The following is a 19,255-nucleotide window of genomic DNA, read 5'->3' as shown; positions in this document are numbered from 1 at the left end:
CGCCCGGCCGACGTGCTGGCCCGCGTGGTCGCCGAGCGGGTCAGGGACGAGGCGCTGGCCGAGCGCACCCTGCTGCTGACCTCGCTCAACCCCCGCCATCCGCGCATCCCCGCCGAGGTGCGCCGCGCGGTGTTCGAGCGCGACCGGGGCCGCTGCGCGCACTGCGGCGGCGCCACGAACCTCAACTACGACCACGTCGTGCCGCTCGCCGAGGGCGGCCCGTCCACGGTCGGCAACCTGCGCGTCCTGTGCCGCCCGTGCCTGCGCATCGCGCACTGAGCATCGCGCGCTGAGCACCGCGCGCTGAGCACCGCGCGCTGAGCGGACGCGGAATGCCCGAACAGCCGCGCGGCGACACCGCCGAACGGCCCAAGAGCAATTCCGGGACCCGTCGGAAAACGCCGCCGCAATTCCCGAAAGTGACGACGCGGGCGCATTCCGTGATTTCTTCCGAGCGATCGTTCGCACACGCTGAAACCGCAGATCAGCGGTAGTATGAAGGCCGGTTCGCGGGGGAGGGGGAGCACACCGTGGTGGTCGACGAGCGGCAGCCCGCGACGCTGCCCAGGGCGGCGCGCGCCCCGCAGTGGTGGCATTCCGCCGCGTGCCTCGCGCTGATCTGCTGCGCGCTCCTGGTCTCCTTCCTCGGCTGACCGCGACCGCCCCGAGCCCCGGTCCGGCGCCGCGCGGGACCGCCGCGCCCCGGCCCGCGCGCGCCCATCGCCTAAACTCGCGCCGATGACCAGCCAGGACCCCGAGCGCGAGCTGCTGCGCCACCACGGGGACGTCGACGCCGCCCCCGGCCTGGTGGACTTCGCGGTCAACGTGCGCGCCCCGTCCCCGCCGGACTGGCTCGCCGCCCGCCTCGCCGCCCGCCTCGCCGACCTCGGCTCCTACCCGACCCGCGCCGACGAGCTGGCCGCCCGAGAGGCCGCCGCCGCCCGCCACGGCCGCACCCCGGACCAGGTCCTGCCGCTCAACGGCGCCGCCGAGGGCTTCGCCCTGCTGCCGGAGCTGCGCCCGGCGCTCGCCGCCGTCGTGCACCCCTCGTTCACCGAGCCCGAGGTGGCCCTGCGCGACGCGGGCGTCCCGGTCCACCGCGTCCAGCTCGCCGAGCGCGACGGCTACCGCCTCGACCCCGCGCTCGTCCCGGACGAGGCCGACCTGGTCGTGGTCGGCAACCCCACCAACCCCACCTCGGCGCTGCACCCGGCGGAGGCCCTCCGCGCGCTGGCCCGCCCCGGCCGCGTCCTCGTGGTCGACGAGGCGTTCATGGACGCCGTCCCCGGCGAGCGCGGCTCGCTGGCCGCCGCCGCGGACGTGCCCGGCCTGCTCGTGCTGCGCAGCCTCACCAAGACCTGGGCGCTGGCCGGCCTGCGCGCTGGCTACCTGCTGGGCGAGCCGGACCTCCTCGCGCGCCTGGCCGCGCGCCGCCCGCAGTGGCCCGTGGGCACCCTCGTCCTGGAGGCGATCACCGCCTGCTGCGAGCCCGCCGCGCTGGCCGAGGCCGCCGCGCTCGCCGAGCTGACCGCCGCCCGCGCCGCCCACGCCGCCACCGCCCTCGCCGAGCACCTGGTGATCCCGCCCAGGGCCCCGTTCCTGCTGCTGCGCGTCCCGGACGGCGCGCGCGTGCGGCGGTCGCTGCGCGACAAGGGCATCGCCGTGCGCCGGGGCGACACGTTCCCCGGCCTGACCCCCGACCACGTCCGCGTGGCCGTGCGCTCCCCCGAGGAGACCGCGCTGCTCGCCGACGCGCTCCGAGTCGCACTGGAGGAGACATGACCACCCTCGGCGAGGTGCTCGCCGCGCTGGAGGCGGCCTACCCGCCCGCCACCGCCGAGTCCTGGGACGCGGTCGGCCTGGTGTGCGGCGACCGCTCCGAACCCGTGAGCAGGGTGCTGTTCTGCGTGGACCCGGTCGAGTCCACCGTGGACGAGGCGGTCGAGGTGGGCGCGCAGCTGCTCGTCTCGCACCACCCGCTGCTGCTGCGCGGCGTCCACGGCGTGCCCGCCGACGCCCCCAAGGGCCGCCTCGTGCACCGCCTGATCCGCGCGGGCGCGGCCCTGTACACCGCGCACACCAACGCCGACGCGGCCAACCCCGGCGTGTCCGACGCGCTGGCCCGCGCCATCGGCCTGGAGGTCACCGGCCCGCTCGACCCGGCCCCGGCCCGCGCGCTGGACGTGCTCACCACCTACGTCCCGGTCGCCGACGCCGCGAAGGTCCTGGCCGCGCTGCACGACGCGGGCGCGGGCAGCACCGGCGACTACCGCGAGGTCGCCTGGAGCGTCGACGGCACCGGCCAGTTCCGCCCGGTCGACGGCGCGAACCCGGCGATCGGCGTGGTCGGCGAGCTGGAGCGGCTGCCGGAGACCCGGCTCGAACTCGTGCTGCCGCGCGGGCGCCGCGCCGACGTCGTGCGGGCACTGCGCGCCGCGCACCCGTACGAGGAAGTCGCCTTCAACCTCAACGAGATCCCGGAGCTGCCCGCCGACACCGGCATCGGCCGGATCGGCGTGCTCCCGGAGCCCGAGCCGCTCAGCGCGTTCACCCGCCGCGTCGCCGCCGCCCTCCCCGCCACCGCGTGGGGCGTGCGCTCGGCGGGCGACCCGGATCGGGTGATCAGCACCGTCGCGGTCTGCGGCGGCGCGGGCGACAGCCACCTGTCCGCCGCGACGCGCGCGGGCGTGGACGCCTACGTCACCGCCGACCTGCGGCACCACCCCGCCCGCGAGCACCTGGACGCGGGCGGGCCCGCCCTCGTCGACGTCGCCCACTGGGCCAGCGAATGGCCGTGGTGCGCGCAGGCGGCCGACATCGTGCGCGCCGCCTTCGGCGGTACGGTCGAAACCCTCGTCTCGACCCGACGGACCGACCCCTGGACCACCGGCGCGACGAGCCCCGAACAGGAGGACCGCTGAAGTGAAAGCCGATCCCGTTGTGCAGCGCAGGCTGCTCGACCTCGCGCGGGTTGACACCGAGCTGGCGCGGGTCGAGCACCGCCGCCGCACGCTGCCGGAGATCGCGGAGATCGCCGAGGCCGAGAAGCAGGTGCGCGCCAAGCAGGACGCGCTCACCGCGGTCGAGACGACCCTGGGCGACCTGGACCGCGACGTCAAGCGCCAGGAGACCGAGATCGACCAGGTCCGCTCGCGCGAGGAGCGCGACCGGAAGCTCCTGGCCGGTGGCAGCGTCGGCGCCAAGCAGCTCACCGACCTGGAGCACGAGCTGGCGACGCTCGGCCGCAGGCGCGGCGCGCTGGAGGACGACCTGCTGGAGCTGATGGAGCGCCGAGAGGCCGTCGAGGCCGACAGCCAGCACGCCTCGGCGCAGCTCGCCAGCGCGCAGGAGACCCTGGCCGACGCCGCCCGCAGGCGCGACTCCGCGCTCGCCGACCTGGAGTCCACCGAGGCCAAGCGCACCGCCGAGCGCAAGACCGTCGCGTCGACCTTCGAGGCCCCGCTGCTGGCGATCTACGACCGGGTCCGGCTGCACAAGGGCACCGGCGCGGCGCTGCTCCAGTCCCGCCGCTGCGGCGCGTGCCGCATCGAGCTGGACCGCAGCGCGATCGCCAAGGTCAAGGAGGCGCTCGCCGACGACGTCGTGCAGTGCGAGGAGTGCGGCGCGATCATGGTGCGCACCGGGGAGTCCGGTCTGTGAGGGTGCTCGTCGAGGCCGACGGCGGCTCGCGCGGCAACCCCGGACCGGCGGGCTACGGCGCGGTGGTGCTCGACGAGGGCGGTGACACCGTCCTGGCCGAGCGCTTCGAGGCCATCGGCGTCGCCACCAACAACGTCGCCGAGTACCGGGGCCTGATCGCGGGCCTGCGCGCCGCCGCCGAGCTGGGGGCGACCGAGGTCGACGTGCGGATGGACTCCAAGCTGGTCGTGGAGCAGATGTCCGGGCGCTGGCAGATCAAGCACCCGGCCATGAAGCCGCTCGCCGCCGAGGCCAGGGAGCTGGCGGGCGACTTCGAGTCGGTCACCTACGGCTGGATCCCGCGCGAGCGCAACAAGCGCGCGGACAAGCTCGCGAACGACGCCATGGACGGCAAGGTCATGCCGGACCCGGCGATCGGCGCGGTCCCGGAAGCCGCCGAGGTCTCCGGCGGGGCTCCCGGCGGGGCTCCCGGTGAAGCGCCCGCCACCGCTCGGGCGGTCGTCACCGAGCGCCCGGCGTCGGCGGCGCACGTGACCGCGCCCCCGGCGTCCTGGTCCGGCGCCGAGGGCAGGCCGACCCGGCTGCACCTGGTGCGGCACGGGCAGACCGAGCTGTCGGTGGCCCGCCGCTACTCCGGTCGCGGCAACCCGCCGCTCACCGAGGTCGGCCTCGGCCAGGCGAAGGCTGCGGCGGCCAGGCTGTCCACCCTGGACGGCGTCGCCGCCGTCGTCGCGTCCCCGCTCCAGCGCACCAGGCAGACGGCGGGGGAGATCGCCTCGGCGCTCGGCCTGGAGGTCGACGTGCGCGAGGACCTGATCGAGGTCGACTTCGGCGAGTGGGAGGCGCTGACCTTCACCGAGGCCGCCGAGCGCGACCCCGAGGCGCACGCCCGCTGGCTCGGCGACACCTCCGCCGCCCCGCCCGGCGGCGAGAGCTTCGACGCCGTGCACCGCAGGGTGGACCGGTTCCGGCAAGAGCTGATCGCCGAGCACGGGGGCCGCGACGTGATCGTGGTCAGCCACGTGACACCGGTGAAGACCCTGCTGCGCCTGGCGCTGGGCAGCGGCCCCGAGCTCCTCTACCGGCTGCACCTGGACCTGGCGTCGCTGTCGATCGCGGAGTTCTACCCGGACGGGCACGCCTCGGTCCGCTTGGTGAACGACACCTCGCACCTGGGCTGAGCGACACCTCGCACCGGGGGGCGATGCCGTGGCACGAGCCGAACCCCCCGGTGCGGTGGCGCGGTGGCTCACGTCGACCGGAGCGGTGTTTCCGGCCGGGCTCCGCCCGGCCGGGGGCGCGAAAGCCCCGCCGCTACCCCGCGATCCGCAGCCGCCGGTTCCCGGAGGCGTTGCGCACCACCTCGCCGAACCGCTGCACCGCCAGCCGCAGCCCCACCGCGCGCTCCTCGGCCACCGACCCGCCCCGGATGTGCTGGTCCAGCACGAACTCCCCGGCCAGCACCGAGTCCGCGCCCTTCACCGCGAGCAGCGGCTTCAGCGCGTAGTCCATCGCGACCAGGTTGCCCTGCGCGCCGCCGTTGGCGACCGGCAGCACCGGCCGCCCGCGCAGCGCCTTCTCCGGCAGCAGGTCCACCAGCGCCTTCACCAGCCCGCTGTGCGCGGCCCGGTACACCGGCGAGGCGACCACCACCCCGTCCGCGCGCAGCACCGCCCCGACCGCGTCGGAGATCACCGGGTCCCGCAGGTCCTCGGTGATCAGCGAGAGCACGGGCAGCCGCCGCACGTGCAGCGACCGCACCTCGCACCCGCAGGACGCGAGCGCCTGCTCCACCAGCGACACCACCGCCCCGGTCCGCGAACCGGGGGACGGGCTTCCGGACACCACGAGCACACTGGACACGACGGGACGCACCTCTCCGCAGGAGGGGAAGACCGGGGGGTTGCCGGGGGTGTGGCGACGGGGGAAAGCTCTGACCGCGAGGTGAAATCCGTCAGCGGCAACAGATCGCGGCGCCGGTGCGGCAGAAGTCGACGTGGCGCCGCCGGGTGAGCAGCGTGCTCCCGGTCACGGCACCGAGTAGAGCAGCACCGGGCGGATCGGACAACCGGGCGCCCCGCGGGGGTTCCACGGGGCGGGACGGCGAGCCCTGTACCCTGGGCGGCGCGGACGAGTCGGCAGGGCGGTCGCGTCGGCGGGGTCACCCGCCGCCGAGGAAAGTCCGGACTCCACAGGGCAGGGTGGTTGCTAACGGCAACCAGGGGCGACCTTCGGGACCGTGCCACAGAGAACAGACCGCCACCGGCGCTCGCGCCGGCGGTAAGGGTGAAACGGTGGTGTAAGAGACCACCAGCGCCCCCGGTGACGGGGGCGGCTAGGCAAACCCCACCCGGAGCAAGGCCAAGAGGGCGTCCCCCAGGGGGCGCCTGCGCAGGCGTTCGAGGGCTGCCCGCCCGAGCCTGCGGGTAGGCCGCACGAGCCCGGCGGCGACGTCGGGCCTAGATGGATGACCGCCCAGCGGTGCGCCGAGAGGCGCCCGTGGACAGGATCCGGCTTACAAGCCGGCTCTTCCGCGCCTTTCCGGCCCCCAGGGGCCGGAAAGGCGCTGTCTCGTCCCGAACAGGGACGAGGAGCACAGCAAACGCGACGCCACCGCACACCCGCACCGCTGCTCGTAAAAAGCCGCCACGGCCACAACCGAGCCGCCCACGAGTCGCAACCGCTCTGCCTGCCGAGCGCCACGACCCCTCAAGAATTCGCTGTTCCTGCCAGGGGACTGGTGAACCCACTGCCCTCGTCAGGGCTCTGCCGAACCCGCTGCCCCCGCCAGGGCCCTACCGAACCCGCTACCCCCGCCAGGGTTTCTGAACCCCGCCCCACCACAGCCTCCGCCCCCGCCGCCCCCACGCCCGCCCCCCACGCCCGTCCCCCTCAAGGCTTCCGCGAAGGCCGCCCCGGCGGCATCCGGTACACCCGCCGGAACCCCGCGCCCTCGTTGTACCGCCGCTCCAGCTCCGCCACGTACGCCGCCACCGCCGGGTTCACGATGTCCGCCAGGCTCCGCACCCCCGACCCCGGTTCCCGCGCCGCCAGGTACGTCGCCGCCGCCCGCGCCCGCTCCAGCACGTCCCGGTCGAAGTTCACCGTCCGCTGCACCCGCCGCCCCGGCCCACTCGGCCCGACCACCTGCTCGGCGGCCTGCTCGACGACGCGCTCGATCTCCCGCTCGACCTCGTCCGCGGCCGTTCTGCCGCTCGCCCGTTCGGCGGCCTGCCCGGCCGCTGCCGCGCCCGCCCCCACCGTGATCTCGTTCACGCCGACCGCGATCGCCTCGGCGGCCTCGGTGGTGATCTCCACGACGCTTCCGGCTGTCTCGGGCACGGCTTCGGGCGGCTTGGCCATCTGCGAGCCTCCTCGGCGAGGTAATCCGGGCCACACGGCCGTTCAGGGGGCGCGTGCCCTGCCGAACGGGTCACTCGACGTCAACAGCAGCCCAAAGAGCCCTCGCCGGTGCGCACGTTGCGTCACCTGCGTGCCTGCATCCGGGTGAACTGTCCCGGCAATCGGGAGAATCCGGGCTAGCCGGTTCTCCGCCGCTCGACTCGGACCCATTATGGCTGTGAGTCAGATTAGACGTAATCTACGTCGGAGGGAACGGGCCTTGATCATCGACGGAGCGCCAGCACGCCGGTGCGCCTCGTGACCGAGACGTGTTCTACTCGACAGCGCACGACCCCGGCGCACCCCCCTCGGTCCGCCGGGTGGAGTCCTGCGTACTACAGGAGTACGAGATGACCGCCATGTCCCTGGTAACACTCGCGCAGCAAGCCCCCTCGCTGGGCACGACAGGCGTGCGGCAGTGGATTCTCGACAACCTCGTGCCCCTCCTCCTGCTCACCGTCGCCGTCCTGCTGCTGTGGCTCGGCGGCGGCAAGGGCGACAACGCCGGGGTCATGCGGAGGCTCGGCGGGGTGATCATCGCGCTGGCCATAATCGGACTGGCCGTGACGACGAACGCGGGCGCCGACATCGGCTCGTGGATCGCCGGCCTGTTCACCGGCGGGTGACCAGGTGCGGGTACGCACTGACGACGAGGTCTACCGGGTCGACGCCGTCTGGCTCGGCCCGCCCAAGGCGACCTTCCCGTGGCGCGCGCGCTACGTGGCCTGGGGCGTCGGGATCGCGGTCTTCCTGCTGGTGCTGACCGTCGAGCGGCAGGTCGGCATCGGCTTCGGGTTCTTCAGCACGGCGTGGGCGCTGATCGGCACCGTGCTCATCACGAGGTTCATCACCTCGCGGATCAACCACGAGCGCCCGCTGTCGGCCGCGATGACCATGCTGAGCCGGGAGCTGACCGCGCCCCGCGAGCGGACCTCCGGCGCGGGCGGCGCGGCCAGCGCCGCCCGCCTCAGGGTGTCCCGCGAGCGACCGCGCAAGCGCCCGAAGGGCGTCAAGCGCGCCGAGCGCGAGCAGCGCCGCCGCGCCCAGGAGCAGCAGAAGCGCCGCCAGCAGCAGGACCGCCGCCAGCAACGCCGTAAGAAGGAGGTTCGCGGTGTTCGGACGCCGGCGTGACCGGGACCGCCGCAACGCGCCGCACGTCGCCCAGCACGCCGCGCCGGGCGACACCCGCGGCCAGTCGTCCAGCGGCAAGCGCGCGCGCCGCCTGACCGGCGAGCAGGTGATCCCCAGCTACACCCCGTCCATCGCCGCCCGGACGATCGACGGGCACCTGCTGCGCACCGGCCAGGAGGTGTACGCCTGGTACAAGCTCGCGCCGCAGCGCTGGTCGTTCCGCTCCGACTCGCAGCGCCAGGACCTCATCGCCGCGATCGCCGGGCAGTACGCCGAGCTGCAGGGCCGCTGGATGCACCTGCGCGTGACGACCCGCCCCTACCCCATCAGGATGTGGGCCGAGGCGCACGTCCACAACGCCGTTCGGCGGCTCCCGGACACCCCCGGCGCGCTCAGCTTCGACGACTACATGGTCGGCGAGCAGCAGCAGCTGATGGGCCGCTCCATGGCGGAGAAGGAGGTGTACCTCGGCGTCCAGGTCCAGACCCGCAACATGATGGACCGCGCCGTCGAGCGCGCCGCCCCCGTGCTGCGCCGGGTCTTCCCGGACGCGGTGGACGCCGAGCTGGTCGCCATCGAGTCCGAGGTCGACCACCTCGACCAGGTCATCGGCTCCGCCGGCCTCGAGGGCCGCCCGGTCACCGCCGAGGAGATGTCCTGGCTGATGCACCGGTCCTGCTCGCTGGGCCTGCCCGCCCCGCGCAACCTGCCCGCGGTGCCGGGCGCGCCGTGGGAGCCGGAGGACCTGGCCAGCTTCACCGACGCCGCCGACTTCCACCAGGAGCCCTACTCGCCCACGGTCACCGTGCGCGGGCGCACCGGCTCCAACGCGGGCATCCGGCGCAACGTCGCCGTGCTCACCGTCGGCCTGATGCACGGCCTGCAGATCCCCGAGATCGACGACCCGTGGGTGCAGCGCGCCGACCGGCTGCCCGCCTCCGTGGAGTGGTCGGCCCGGATCTACGTGCGCCGCCCCGAGGAGGTCGCGGGCGAGCTGCAGCGGCAGATGAACAAGGTCCGCTCGCAGGTGCGGCACTACACCGACGAGCACGAGCTGGAGCCGCCCCAGTCGCTGTCCCGCCAGGCGGGCCGGGTGCTGGAGATCGACGACGAGATGACGTCGGGCTTCACCTCGCTGGGCACCCGCGTGCGCTCGTGGTGGCGCCTGGCGGTGTCCGGGCCGAACGAGCGCGAGGCGCTGCGCCTGGCCCAGGCCCTGCTCGACCTGTACAAGCCCAAGGTCGCCATCGAGCACCCCGAGGCGCAGTACGCGCTGGCCAGGGAGTTCATCCCCGGCGAGGCGCTGTCGTCCTCGGCGTACCTGCGGCGCGGCTCGGTGCTGTGGGCGGCGTCCTCGGTGCCGACGGCCACCGCCGAGGTCGGCGACCGGCGCGGCATCCTGCTGGGCGAGACGGTCACCGCGACCCGCCGCCCGGTGGCGTGGGACCCGTGGATGGCGCAGGAGCTGCGCGACTCGTCCGGCCTGAGCGCGCTGGTCGCGGGCCTCGGCGCGGGCAAGTCGTTCCTCGGCGGCGGCATCGTCTACAAGACGCTGCGCTCCGGCGCGCACTGGACGCTGCTCGACCCGTCCGGCCCGCTGGCCGCGCTGTGCGAGCTGCCCGAGCTGCGCCCCTACGCCCGTCCGATCAACCTCCTCAACGCCCAGCCCGGCATCCTCAACCCCTACCGGGTGGTCGCGGAGCCGCAGCTCGAGCACTTCATGGACGAGGACGACCCGGAGCGGGCGTGGCGGCGCGAGCGCGCGCTGGCCGCGGCCACCCGCCGCCGCCTCGTGCTGGACGCGCTGAGCGGCCTGCTGCCCTACGAGGTGGCCCGGCTGCCGCAGACCAGGATCGTGCTGCTGCGCGCGGTCCGCACCGTCGGCGGTCGCCCCGACGCGCACCCCGGCCAGGTGTTCGAGGCGCTGCGCCGCGACGCCTCCGAGCACCACGAGCACGCCGTGGTGGTCGCGGACTTCCTGGACGAGCTGCGCGAGCGCATGTCGCTGCTCATCCCCGAGGACGACGACGACCCGTACCGCGACCAGCGCGACGACCGGCTGACCGTGCTCACCATGGCGGGGCTGAACCTGCCGAAGGACGGCGTCGGCCGCGAGCACTGGACCGACGCCGAGGCGCTCGGCGTGGAGATGCTGAACCTGGCCGCCTGGCTCACCCAGCGCTCCATCTACGAGCGGCCCAAGGACCTGCGCAAGGGCGTCTGGATCGACGAGGCGTTCTTCCTGTCCGAGGTGCCGACCGGCCGGGTGTTGATGAACCGGTTCGCCCGCGACTCGCGCAAGTGGAACGTGCGCGTGCTGCTGTCCAGCCAGATCCCGGCCGACTTCCTCAAGATCCAGGGTTTCGTGGCCCTGCTGGACTCGGTGTTCGTCGGGCGGCTGGACGACGACCAGGCGCAGGCGGACGCGCTGCGGCTGCTCAAGGTGCCGGTGGGCGTGGGCTACGAGCAGGTCGTGGCGAGCCTGGGCCGCAGGCCGGGCGGGGCGCGCAACGCCACCGAGCGGGACCGGGCGCCGCGCCAGTTCATCTTCGCGGACGGCGCGGGCGGCGTGGAGCGGATCAAGATCGACTTCTCCGGTCCGCACCTGGAGCACCTGCGCCAGTCCCTGGACACCACGCCGGACGCGCTGCGCGAGAGCGCCGCCGCGGCCGAGGCGCAGGCGGTGCTCCCGGCCCAGGACCCGCTCGCCGTCGGCGACGGGTACCCCGACAGCGCCTACTCCGACGAGGACTACGACGACGAGTTGGCGGCCGACCTGGAGGTCGGGCTCGCCGACGACCTGGTCGACTCCGCCCACGGTGAGGGAGGAAACCGCCGAGGCGGTCGGGAAGGTGCGGCATGACGCTGCTCTCGCTCGTGGCCGCGCTGTCCGTCGCGCTGTGGGCTTGGCGGCGGAACGCGCGCACCTCAGGACCGGCCGCTCGGGGCCGCTGGCGCGCCATGGCGGTGGTGGTCGCGCTGGTCGGCCTGCAGGTCGTGATCGGCGCGCCCGCCGCGAGCGCGGCGAACTGCGGTGAGGCGCCCAACCCGGAGCGGCCCGGCTCCGGCATGGTCGGCGCGATCGACCCGCCGCTCGGCAACGGCCTGCCCGACACGCCGTACGACCGGTACAGCTACGCGGGCATGGTCTGGCACACCTACCAGACCAACTGCACGGTGGTGCCCGACTCCGGCGCGGTGATCGACACCTGGATGGGCAACGAGCTGTTCAACATCGGCAAGAACATCGTGGGCGCCACCAACGCGCTGCACTACACGGTGATGGGCCGGGGCCTGCTGGTGCCGCTGGACGAGGCGGTCGAGGCGGGCGTGCAGCGCGTCTACGACAACGTCTACCTGCGCTGGTTCGGCCTGGTCGCGCTGGTCCTCGCGGTGCTGATGTTCCGGCAGATCTGGCAGGGCGACCTCGCCGCGATCTCCAAGCGCGGGCTCTGGGCGCTGGCCGCCATGTGGCTGGCCACGTCGACACTGGCGCTGCCGCAGTTCTACACGTTCCTCGACGGCACGCTCGTCACCAAGACCTCCGAGATCCAAGCGGGCTTCCTGGAGGCCCCGGAGAAGGACGACGCGCTGCACGTCCTGCCGTCCCGGCTGCACGACGCGGTGGTCTACCAGACCTGGCTGCGCGGCGAGTTCGGCACGCCCGACGCGCCGCAGGCCGCCGAGTTCGGCCCCAGGCTGCTGGCCGCCCAGGCGTGGAACCTGGACGAGATGGCCGAGCAGAAGGACGGCGACCAGGCCGCGCTCGACGCCAAGAAGAACGACTTCAAGGCGGTCTACACCGAGCTCGGCCCGACCCAGGGCTACTTCTCCGGCGCGGACGGCGGTCGCACCGGGGCGGGGTTCCTGTCGCTGCTCCAGGCGGTCGCGTTCTCGCTGTTCCAGCTGTTCGCGAAGGCCGCGGTGCTGCTGGCCCAGCTGCTGCTGCGCATCCTCACCCTCGCAGGCCCGCTGATCGGCCTGGTCGCGCTGCTGCACCACGAGCTGCTGCGCAAGGTCGCCCGCGCCGCCGCCGTGACCGTGTTCAACGTGCTGATCCTGGCGGTGCTGGCGGGCACCCACGCCCTGCTGCTCCAGGCGATCTTCAACGCCTCCGGGCTGTCGCTGCTGACCCGCACCATGCTCGGCCTGATGCTCACCGTGGTCTGCTTCATGATCGGCAAACCGCTGGGCCGCATGTGGCAGATGGTCGAGATGTCGGTGGGCACGGCGGGCAGCGCGCTGCCGATGAAGGGCGGCGTGTTCTCCCGGCTCGGCAAGCGCAAGGACACCGGCCCGACGCCCCAGGAGGAGTTCTGGGAGCACGTCAGGGACGGCGACGACGACGGTCCCGAGGTCCCGCGGCGCGGCGCCCAGCGGGTGCGCCCCGAGGCGGCCAACCCGGCCGTGGTCAGCGCCACCGCCCAGCGGCTCGACCGCGACGGCTCGGGCGGTCACGGCTCCGGCGGGTACGGCTCCTCGGGCTACAGCGGCCAGAACGAGCTGCCCTCCCGCGCCCAGCCCGCGCTGCCCTCGGGCGGCGGTCAGGCCGCGCTGCCCGTCGGGCGCGCGTCGCGGGTCGTGGACACCCCGCCGGTCGCCGACCGGGGCTGGGACCGGGTCGACGACGCGGTGCTCGTGCCGTCCCGGTCGACCACCTACGCCACGCGCCTGGACCCCGGCCCGATCAGCAACCCGCGCGCGGCCGAGACCGAGGTCGTCGCGGGCAGGCAGGTGCACGTGATCTACCGGCCGTCGCGCGGCCTGGAAGTCAGGGATGGCTGATGCCGATCAGGACGAACCGCGGGCGCGCCGCGGTCTACCGCAGGCTCTGGGGCTGGCCGCTGCGCTCGCCCAACCACCTCGCCATGACCGTCGTCGGCTTCGCCGCGCTGGTGGTCGCGGCCAGCGTGCTGGTGCCCCAGCTCACCGAGCGGGGCGCGCAGGCCCGCCAGGGCGGTGACGCCCCGCCGCTGAGCACCTCGGTGGGCGGGCAGCCCGGCCAGGGCACCCAGATCGGCGTGCTGCCCACCTCCACCACGGCCCCGCCGCAGACCAAGGAGCCCGCGCCCACCCGGCCGTCGCCCACGACGACCGGCAGCGACGTGGTGGTGCCCGCCGAGGCGCAGCTGGTCGTCGAGTCCTGGCTCGACAAGTGGGCCGACCACCCGGCGGGCACGACGAACGAGAAGTGGCTCAAGGGGTTGGAGCCGTTCACCTCCGAGGAGCTGCTGCCCAACCTGAAGTCGGTCGACCCCGCCCTGGTGCCGGTCGTGATCAAGGGCGAGGTGAAGCGGATCTCCGCAGGCAGCGCGTCCGCGGAGTTCGAGGCGGAGGTGGAAACCGGGAAGATGGTGATCACTGTGGTCAAGTTCCCCGATCCCGCCGGCTGGCGAGTGCACAAGTACGACAAGGTGGGGTGAGATGCTCAAGGTCGCGGTGACGACCGTGGTCGCGGTCGTCGTGGTCGCCTTCGCGACGTTCAACGGTGTTTCGCAGATCATCAACGACTCCACACCGGCCGTCGACGAGAACGGCCGCATCCTCCGCGCCGCCTCCAGCTGCAACGCCGCCATCGGACCCTGGAACGCCGCCGACGGCGCGGGCAAGGGCGAGTACGACGCCAGCAGGCTGAACGACGAGCAGCGCGCCACCGTCGCCAAGATCATCTCCATCGGCCAGGAGCGCAAGCTCCCCGCGCTCGCCTGGCAGGTCGCCATCCAGGCGGGCATGACCGAGTCCGGCCTGCGCAGCCTGGACTACGGCGACCGGGACTCGCTGGGCATCTTCCAGATGCGCCCCTCCATGGGCTGGGGCACGCCCGCCCAGGTGACGGACCCGGTCTACGCGGTCAACAAGTTCTACGACGTGCTGCTCAACGTGCCCGAGTGGGAGGAGCGCCGCCCCGGCGACTCCGCCCAGCGGGTCGAGCGCTCGGCCTACCCGGACCGCTACCACAACTGGGAGGCCATGGCGGCCTTCCTGATCGGCGAGCTGGGCAACGTGCCCGACCCGGCGGGCTGCGGCACGGGCGAGGGCAAGGCGCTGCTGGCGTCCGGCGCCGCCGGTGGCGCGATCGAGTTCACCAAGCAGCAGCTCGGCGAGCCCTACCTGTGGGGCGGCAACGGCCCGGACGCCTGGGACTGCTCCGGCATCCTGGTCAAGGCGTTCGGCAGCGTGGGCGTCACCATCCCGCGCGTGGCCAACGACCAGTACATGCGCGGCGGCGCGCACCTGCCGATCGCGGACGCCAAGGCCGGTGACCTGATCTTCTGGGCCAGCGACCCGTCCGACCCGGTCTCGGTGCACCACGTCGGCATGTACCTGGGCAACGAGGAGTACATCCACGCGCCGCAGACCGGCGACGTGGTGAAGATCAGCAAGCTGAACCGGGACTACTACGAGCTGATGCCGCTGGCCGTCCGGCCCGGCGTCTGAGCGGGGCGCGCGGGGGCGGTCCGGCCGTCCCCGCGCCACCCGACCGCCCGTCCGCCCCGCCCGTCCGCCCCACCCGACCGCGTCGTGCTGAGGGAGGCACCGTGTTCACCCCCGAACCAGTCCAGCGCCGAGGCGGTCCGCCCGCGTCCAGCAACCCCGTGCGGGACTACCTGAGCTCGCGCCCGCCCGGCACGGTCGACGCGGGGTACGCGGTGCTCCCCAGGTCGCTGATGGAGGCCATGCCGCTGCCGTGGCAGCAGCAGATGACGCACCTGCTGGCCGAGCTGCACCGCACCCACGGGCACCTGCGGTGGCCGGAGTACCGGGTGGTGCCGTCCCGGCGCGAGCGGCTGGTCGACCTGGACGAGGACCAGCTGACCGAGGTCGGCGCGATCATGGAGATCGACTCGGAGGGCGAGCTGGTCTACCGGGAGCGCGGCGGCAGGCCGATCGAGCACCCGGAGAACCACGTCGTGCTGGTCTCCTGCCTGGACCCGGTGGTCCGCGAGGTCGCCGACCAGACCACCCCGCCGCGCGGGTTCCCGCAGCCGCACCAGGACCACGGCGGCCCGCACCCTGGGGCGCTGCCGGTGCAGGACTTCCGGGACCAGCAGGACCGCACCGGGCCGAGGTCGGACCGGTTCCCGGTGCAGAACCAGGTGGGCCCGCGCTCCGGCGGGTTCCCGGCGCAGGAGCAGGCCAGCGGCTACCACCCGGCGCCCCGGCAGGGCGGCTACGCCCAGCCCCACCCGCAGCACGCGCCGGGGCAGGGCTACCCGCAGCCGGAGGAGCCGGGGCGCAAGAAGAAGAAGCGCTTCTGGTGACGGCCCGCCGATGACGGCCCGCCGGTGACGCCGGGCCGATGACCTCCCGCAGGCCGCGCCCCACCGGTCGCGTCCGCCGGTGATCTGCGCGGCGGTGGCCGTCGTGGGATCTTGAAGGCATGGCTGACCCTGATGGCTGGTACTACTGCCTGACCCACCGCACGTCCGAGCAGGGCCTCGGCTGCCGGGGCGCGGACCGCATGGGCCCGTACCCGGACCGGGTGACCGCGGACCGCGCGCTGGAGATCGCCAGGCAGCGCACGGAGAACGCCGACGCGGCCGACGCGGCCGAGGACGAGTGGAAGAACGGCTAGCGCGGCGCCCGCCGCCCCGCGCGACCGCACCGCCGTCGCGCTCGTCCACCCCTCCACCCCCCACCTGTGATGTGATGACCCGGTGACTGGTGTCGAAGGCCTCACGGTAGGCGTGCTCGGTGGTACCGGCGCCCAGGGCAAGGGCCTCGCCCTGCGCTGGGCCAAGGCCGGCCTCAAGGTCGTGATCGGGTCCCGCTCCGCCGAGCGGGCCGAGGAAGCCGCCTCGGCGATCCGCGCGGAGACCGGCGCCGAGGGCGTCAGCGGCGCGGACAACGAGGCGTGCGCGCGGCAGGCGGACGTGGTGCTCGTCGCGGTCCCGTGGGACGGGCACGCCGACCTGCTGTCCGGGCTGCGCGAGGCGCTCGCGGGCAAGGTGGTCGTGGACTGCGTGAACCCGCTCGGCTTCGACAAGCAGGGCCCGTTCGCCCTGCCGGTCGCCGAGGGCTCCGCCGCGCAGCAGGCCGAGGCGCTGCTGCCGGACTCGCGGGTCACCGCCGCGTTCCACCACGTGTCCGCCGTGAAGCTGGCCGACCTCTCGCTCGCCGAGGTGGCGTGCGACGTGCTCGTGCTCGGCGACGACCGCGAGGCCACCGACCTGGTGCGCGCGCTCGCCGACGCCGTCCCCGGCTTCCGGGGCGTGTACGGCGGCAGGCTGCGCAACGCCCACCAGGTGGAGGCGCTCACCGCGAACCTGATCGCGGTCAACCGCCGCTACAAGGCCCACGCGGGTCTGCGGATCACCGACATCTGATGCCCGTCGACGACCTCGGCGAGCCGGTCCCGCTGCCCCGCCCGCCCGAGCGGGTGGTCAGCCTGGTCCCGTCGCTCACCGAGGCCGTCGACCCGGCCGCGCTGGTCGGCGCCACCGACTACTGCACCCACCCGCCCGGCCTGGACGTGCCGCGCGTGGGCGGCTCGAAGTACCCGGACGTGGACCGGGTGCTGGCGCTGCGCCCGGACCTGGTGCTGGCCAACAGCGAGGAGAACCGGCCGGAGGACGTGGCCGCGCTGCGCGCCGCGGGGGTGCCGGTGTGGGTGACCGGGGCCCCGGCGACCGTGCCCGCCGCGCTGGCGTCGCTGCGCAGGCTGTTCGCGGTGGTGTGGGCGGCGGAGCCGGGGTGGCTGGTGCGCGCCGAGGAGCTGTGGTCGCGCGCCGAACCCGCCGGGGTGACGGCGGTGGTGCCGGTGTGGCGCAAGCCGTGGGTGGTGCTGGGCCGGGACACCTTCGCGGGTGACGTCCTGGCGCGCCTCGGCGTGGCGAACGCCTACGCCTCCCACCCCGACCGCTACCCCCGCCCGCCGCTGGCGGAGCTGCGGGAGTGCGGCGCGCGGGTGGTCGTGCTGCCCGACGAGCCGTACGAGTTCACCGCGGCCGACGGGCCGGAGGCGTTCCCCGACCTGGTCCCGGTGTTCGTGTCCGGCCGCCACCTGACCTGGTACGGCCCCGCGCTGGCCGAGGCCAGGACGCCCCTGGAGGCGGCCCTGGCCCCGGTGCTGGACCGCTGAGCCGCTAGGGCCGGAACCGGTCCGTGGCCGCGATGAGCGCCTTGAGGATGCCGGGCTCGTCGAACGCGTGCCCCGCGTCCCCGACCATCACCAGCTCCGAACCGGGCCAGGCCTTGTGCAGCTCCCAGGCGGTGACCGGCGGGGTGGCCATGTCGTAGCGGCCCTGCACGATCACGCCGGGGATGCCGGAGAGCTTGTGCGCGTCCCGGATGAGCTGCCCCTCCTCCAGCCAGGCGTTGTGCGCGAAGTAGTGGTTCTCGATGCGGGCGAACGCGAGCGCGAACCGGGGCTCGGCGAACGAGGCGGTCAGGTCGGCGCGCTCCAGCAGCGTGACCGTGGACCCCTCCCACACGCTCCACGCGATCGCCGGGGCCTCGTGCACGGCGGGGTCGGGGTCGTTCAGCAGCCGCGAGTACGCGCCGATGACGTCCCCGTCCGGGGCCCAGCGCGCGACCTGCTCCCACAGCTCGGGGAACAGCATCCCGGCGCCGCCGCCGTAGTACCAGTCCAGCTCCTTCTCGCGGACCGTGAAGATCCCGCGCAGCACCAGCTCGGTGACCCGCTCGGGGTGGGTCTGCGCGTAGGCGAGCGAGAGCGTGCTCCCCCAGGAGCCCCCGAACACCTGCCACCGCTCGATCCCCAGGTGCTCGCGGAGCTTCTCCATGTCGGAGACGAGGTGCCAGGTCGTGTTGGCGGACAGGTCGGGGTCCTCGCTGGCGTGCGGGGTCGACCGCCCGCACCCGCGCTGGTCGAACAGCACGATCCGGTAGGCGGCGGGGTCGAACAGCCGCCGGTGCGCGGGCGAGCACCCGCCACCCGGCCCACCGTGCAGGAACACGACGGGCTTGCCGTCCGGGTTGCCGCTCACCTCCCAGTGCACGAGGTTCCCGTCGCCGACGTCCAGCAGGCCCTGCTCGTGGGGCTCGATCTCGGGGTACATGCCCCCACTGTGCCCTGTGGGATTGCGCCGGTCAGCCGTTCATCGGGAAAGCGGCGTACCGCCTTCGAGCACGCCTTCCGCGAGGGCGCGGTGGACGAGCCCGGTGAGTTCGAGGTGGACGGCGTCGATCAGGACGTCCCGCCGCCCCGGACGGCACGGCGACCCTGACCACCCTCCCGAGGTGGGTCGGAGCCAACCTGCTGGTCGTGCAGGCGGAGGACCGCGCGGGCAACGTCTCCTCGGTCACCAGCTACCGGTCCAGCGTCACCCCGCCGCAGCCCAGGGCGCCCGAGTTCCCGCTGACCGAGCCGCACCGCTGCGGCTTCAACGAGACCGAGGGCGCCACCACCGCCGACTCGATCACCGGGACGACCACCCCCTGCCCGGCGGCGTGACCCGAGTCCCCGGCCGGACCGACACCAAGCGCTTCCTCAACCTCGACGGCACGGCCGCCAGCACCGCGCCCACGACGGGCCCGCGCGGCGACCAGCCGTTCACGGTCACGGCCCAGGTCCGCCCGTCCGACCTGGCCGCCGGTGGCGCGGTCGTCGTGCTCGGCGACCCGAGCGCCCCGCTGGCGTCCCCTGGCTACCAGGCGTCCACCGGGAAGTGGTTCGCCACCTCTCTGGTCGTGTGCGAGAACCGGAAGGGCGACCTGGACGACGTCCGGGTCTTCTCCGGGGCGGCACGCGTCAGTGAGCTGCGCCCTTCCACAGCTGAGCACCCCGGTGGCCGTCCACCCGCGTCGGGCGGCCACCGGTCGTCACTCGCCGACGAGGTGCCGCAGGTAGGCGTCGGGGTGCTCGAGGTACCGCCGCCAGCTCGTGACCAGTTCCAGCTCAGCCCACCGCGCGCGCCGCAGCCCGTGCTCCCCGACCTCGATGATGTCCGCGCCCGGCGTCGCCGCCAGGATCGGCGAGTGCGTCGCGCAGACCACCTGCGCCCCGGACTCGCCGAGGTCGTGCATCAGCGCGACCAGTTGCAGGCAGGCGGTGAACGACAGCGCCGACTCCGGCTCGTCCATGACGTAGAAGCCGGGA

General features: G+C 74.2%; 19 protein-coding genes, 1 other RNA gene and 2 pseudogenes. 18 read left to right on the top strand and 4 right to left on the bottom strand.

The features are described from left to right. The 6 genes and pseudogenes from ACTUAL_RS14230 to ACTUAL_RS14205 all read left to right on the top strand — a co-directional run. Nucleotides 1-279 (top strand): HNH endonuclease (locus tag ACTUAL_RS14230; RefSeq protein WP_440900568.1); only part of this gene is annotated, 279 nt, incomplete at its 5' end. Nucleotides 280-530: 251 nt separating this feature from the next. After that, nucleotides 531-653, top strand: coding sequence for a hypothetical protein (locus ACTUAL_RS14225; RefSeq protein ID WP_256373725.1), 123 nt, complete (start codon nucleotides 531-533; stop codon nucleotides 651-653). Between the two features lie 67 nt (nucleotides 654-720). Further along, a pseudogene (gene cobC / locus ACTUAL_RS14220) lies at nucleotides 721-1,782 on the top strand (Rv2231c family pyridoxal phosphate-dependent protein CobC); the annotation flags it as partial. Further along, a complete protein-coding gene (locus tag ACTUAL_RS14215; RefSeq protein WP_440900567.1) occupies nucleotides 1,779-2,921 on the top strand; it encodes a Nif3-like dinuclear metal center hexameric protein in 1,143 nt (380 codons plus the stop codon). The pseudogene cobC and the gene ACTUAL_RS14215, both read left to right, overlap by 4 nt. Nucleotide 2,922: 1 nt before the next feature. Further along, on the top strand, nucleotides 2,923-3,660 hold the full coding sequence (locus ACTUAL_RS14210; RefSeq protein ID WP_440900566.1) for a zinc ribbon domain-containing protein: 738 nt from the start codon (nucleotides 2,923-2,925) through the stop codon (nucleotides 3,658-3,660). A gap of 2 nt (nucleotides 3,661-3,662) precedes the next feature. Next, the gene (locus tag ACTUAL_RS14205; RefSeq protein ID WP_440900569.1) at nucleotides 3,663-4,841 is read left to right on the top strand and encodes a bifunctional RNase H/acid phosphatase; all 1,179 of its coding nucleotides are present in this window, start codon (nucleotides 3,663-3,665) and stop codon (nucleotides 4,839-4,841) included. Nucleotides 4,842-4,974: 133 nt separating this feature from the next. Here the strand turns inward: ACTUAL_RS14205 and ACTUAL_RS14200 are convergent, their stop codons facing one another. Further along, nucleotides 4,975-5,523 (bottom strand): NAD(P)H-dependent oxidoreductase, encoded by a 549-nt coding sequence (locus ACTUAL_RS14200; RefSeq protein ID WP_096491614.1) that lies wholly within the window; start codon nucleotides 5,521-5,523, stop codon nucleotides 4,975-4,977. Nucleotides 5,524-5,791: 268 nt separating this feature from the next. Between ACTUAL_RS14200 and rnpB the strand changes: the two genes are divergently transcribed. Then, nucleotides 5,792-6,194: RNase P RNA component class A (rnpB, locus tag ACTUAL_RS14195), an RNA gene on the top strand. Between the two features lie 358 nt (nucleotides 6,195-6,552). Here rnpB and ACTUAL_RS14190 read toward each other — a convergent pair. After that, nucleotides 6,553-7,023 (bottom strand): hypothetical protein, encoded by a 471-nt coding sequence (locus tag ACTUAL_RS14190; protein ID WP_096491615.1) that lies wholly within the window; start codon nucleotides 7,021-7,023, stop codon nucleotides 6,553-6,555. Between the two features lie 389 nt (nucleotides 7,024-7,412). Here ACTUAL_RS14190 and ACTUAL_RS14185 point away from each other — a divergent pair, with 389 nt between their 5' ends. From ACTUAL_RS14185 to ACTUAL_RS14140, 10 genes are all read left to right on the top strand, one after another. Next, nucleotides 7,413-7,688, top strand: coding sequence for a hypothetical protein (locus ACTUAL_RS14185; protein WP_012783507.1), 276 nt, complete (start codon nucleotides 7,413-7,415; stop codon nucleotides 7,686-7,688). Nucleotides 7,689-7,692: 4 nt separating this feature from the next. Next, nucleotides 7,693-8,193: a hypothetical protein gene (locus ACTUAL_RS14180; protein WP_177154500.1), complete on the top strand. Its 501-nt coding sequence runs from the start codon at nucleotides 7,693-7,695 to the stop codon at nucleotides 8,191-8,193. Then, nucleotides 8,174-11,056, top strand: a complete 2,883-nt coding sequence (locus tag ACTUAL_RS14175) for an ATP-binding protein (protein ID WP_096491616.1) — start codon at nucleotides 8,174-8,176, stop codon at nucleotides 11,054-11,056. The genes ACTUAL_RS14180 and ACTUAL_RS14175 overlap by 20 nt, the downstream gene beginning before the upstream one ends. Further along, nucleotides 11,053-12,978 carry a hypothetical protein gene (locus ACTUAL_RS14170; protein ID WP_096491617.1) on the top strand — a complete coding sequence of 642 codons (1,926 nt, stop codon included), beginning with the start codon at nucleotides 11,053-11,055 and terminating at the stop codon, nucleotides 12,976-12,978. Before ACTUAL_RS14175 ends, ACTUAL_RS14170 begins: the two co-directional genes overlap by 4 nt. Continuing rightward, complete coding sequence (locus ACTUAL_RS14165) at nucleotides 12,978-13,616, top strand: hypothetical protein (RefSeq protein WP_440900565.1); 639 nt, start codon at nucleotides 12,978-12,980, stop codon at nucleotides 13,614-13,616. The genes ACTUAL_RS14170 and ACTUAL_RS14165 overlap by 1 nt, the downstream gene beginning before the upstream one ends. 1 nt (nucleotide 13,617) lies before the next feature. Then, nucleotides 13,618-14,631 (top strand): C40 family peptidase, encoded by a 1,014-nt coding sequence (locus ACTUAL_RS14160; RefSeq protein WP_096491619.1) that lies wholly within the window; start codon nucleotides 13,618-13,620, stop codon nucleotides 14,629-14,631. 101 nt (nucleotides 14,632-14,732) lie between these two features. After that, the gene (locus ACTUAL_RS14155) at nucleotides 14,733-15,455 is read left to right on the top strand and encodes a hypothetical protein (protein ID WP_440900564.1); all 723 of its coding nucleotides are present in this window, start codon (nucleotides 14,733-14,735) and stop codon (nucleotides 15,453-15,455) included. Nucleotides 15,456-15,574: 119 nt separating this feature from the next. Further along, the gene (locus tag ACTUAL_RS14150) at nucleotides 15,575-15,769 is read left to right on the top strand and encodes a hypothetical protein (RefSeq protein WP_440900563.1); all 195 of its coding nucleotides are present in this window, start codon (nucleotides 15,575-15,577) and stop codon (nucleotides 15,767-15,769) included. A gap of 82 nt (nucleotides 15,770-15,851) precedes the next feature. Continuing rightward, entirely contained in the window at nucleotides 15,852-16,520 is a 669-nt protein-coding gene (npdG, locus tag ACTUAL_RS14145) for an NADPH-dependent F420 reductase (protein WP_096491621.1), read from the top strand. After that, on the top strand, nucleotides 16,520-17,275 hold the full coding sequence (locus ACTUAL_RS14140) for a helical backbone metal receptor (protein WP_440900562.1): 756 nt from the start codon (nucleotides 16,520-16,522) through the stop codon (nucleotides 17,273-17,275). The genes npdG and ACTUAL_RS14140 overlap by 1 nt, the downstream gene beginning before the upstream one ends. Nucleotides 17,276-17,279: 4 nt before the next feature. On the opposite strand, the gene pip is transcribed toward ACTUAL_RS14140, so the two are convergent. Then, nucleotides 17,280-18,215 (bottom strand): prolyl aminopeptidase, encoded by a 936-nt coding sequence (gene pip, locus ACTUAL_RS14135; RefSeq protein WP_440900561.1) that lies wholly within the window; start codon nucleotides 18,213-18,215, stop codon nucleotides 17,280-17,282. 206 nt (nucleotides 18,216-18,421) lie between these two features. Here pip and ACTUAL_RS14130 point away from each other — a divergent pair, with 206 nt between their 5' ends. Next, on the top strand, nucleotides 18,422-18,610 hold the full coding sequence (locus ACTUAL_RS14130; RefSeq protein WP_440900560.1) for a hypothetical protein: 189 nt from the start codon (nucleotides 18,422-18,424) through the stop codon (nucleotides 18,608-18,610). A gap of 368 nt (nucleotides 18,611-18,978) precedes the next feature. Here the strand turns inward: ACTUAL_RS14130 and ACTUAL_RS14125 are convergent. Next, nucleotides 18,979-19,255: pseudogene (locus tag ACTUAL_RS14125) on the bottom strand (ABC transporter); the annotation flags it as partial.

This window comes from Actinosynnema sp., from assembly GCF_052038725.1.
The sequence above is the reverse complement of the archived record's forward strand: the minus strand, read 5'-3'. Positions and strand labels throughout refer to the sequence as shown.

Excerpts from the sequence above, each read along its gene's own strand:
- ACTUAL_RS14215 (WP_440900567.1), top strand. The coding sequence starts at position 1,779 with ATGACCACCCTCGGCGAGGTGCTCGCCGCGCTGGAGGCGGCCTACCCG.
- ACTUAL_RS14190 (WP_096491615.1), bottom strand. The coding sequence starts at position 7,023 with ATGGCCAAGCCGCCCGAAGCCGTGCCCGAGACAGCCGGAAGCGTCGTG.
- ACTUAL_RS14185 (WP_012783507.1), top strand. The coding sequence starts at position 7,413 with ATGACCGCCATGTCCCTGGTAACACTCGCGCAGCAAGCCCCCTCGCTG.
- ACTUAL_RS14170 (WP_096491617.1), top strand. The coding sequence starts at position 11,053 with ATGACGCTGCTCTCGCTCGTGGCCGCGCTGTCCGTCGCGCTGTGGGCT.
- ACTUAL_RS14165 (WP_440900565.1), top strand. The coding sequence starts at position 12,978 with ATGCCGATCAGGACGAACCGCGGGCGCGCCGCGGTCTACCGCAGGCTC.
- ACTUAL_RS14160 (WP_096491619.1), top strand. The coding sequence starts at position 13,618 with ATGCTCAAGGTCGCGGTGACGACCGTGGTCGCGGTCGTCGTGGTCGCC.
- ACTUAL_RS14150 (WP_440900563.1), top strand. The coding sequence starts at position 15,575 with ATGGCTGACCCTGATGGCTGGTACTACTGCCTGACCCACCGCACGTCC.
- ACTUAL_RS14140 (WP_440900562.1), top strand. The coding sequence starts at position 16,520 with ATGCCCGTCGACGACCTCGGCGAGCCGGTCCCGCTGCCCCGCCCGCCC.
- pip (WP_440900561.1), bottom strand. The coding sequence starts at position 18,215 with ATGTACCCCGAGATCGAGCCCCACGAGCAGGGCCTGCTGGACGTCGGC.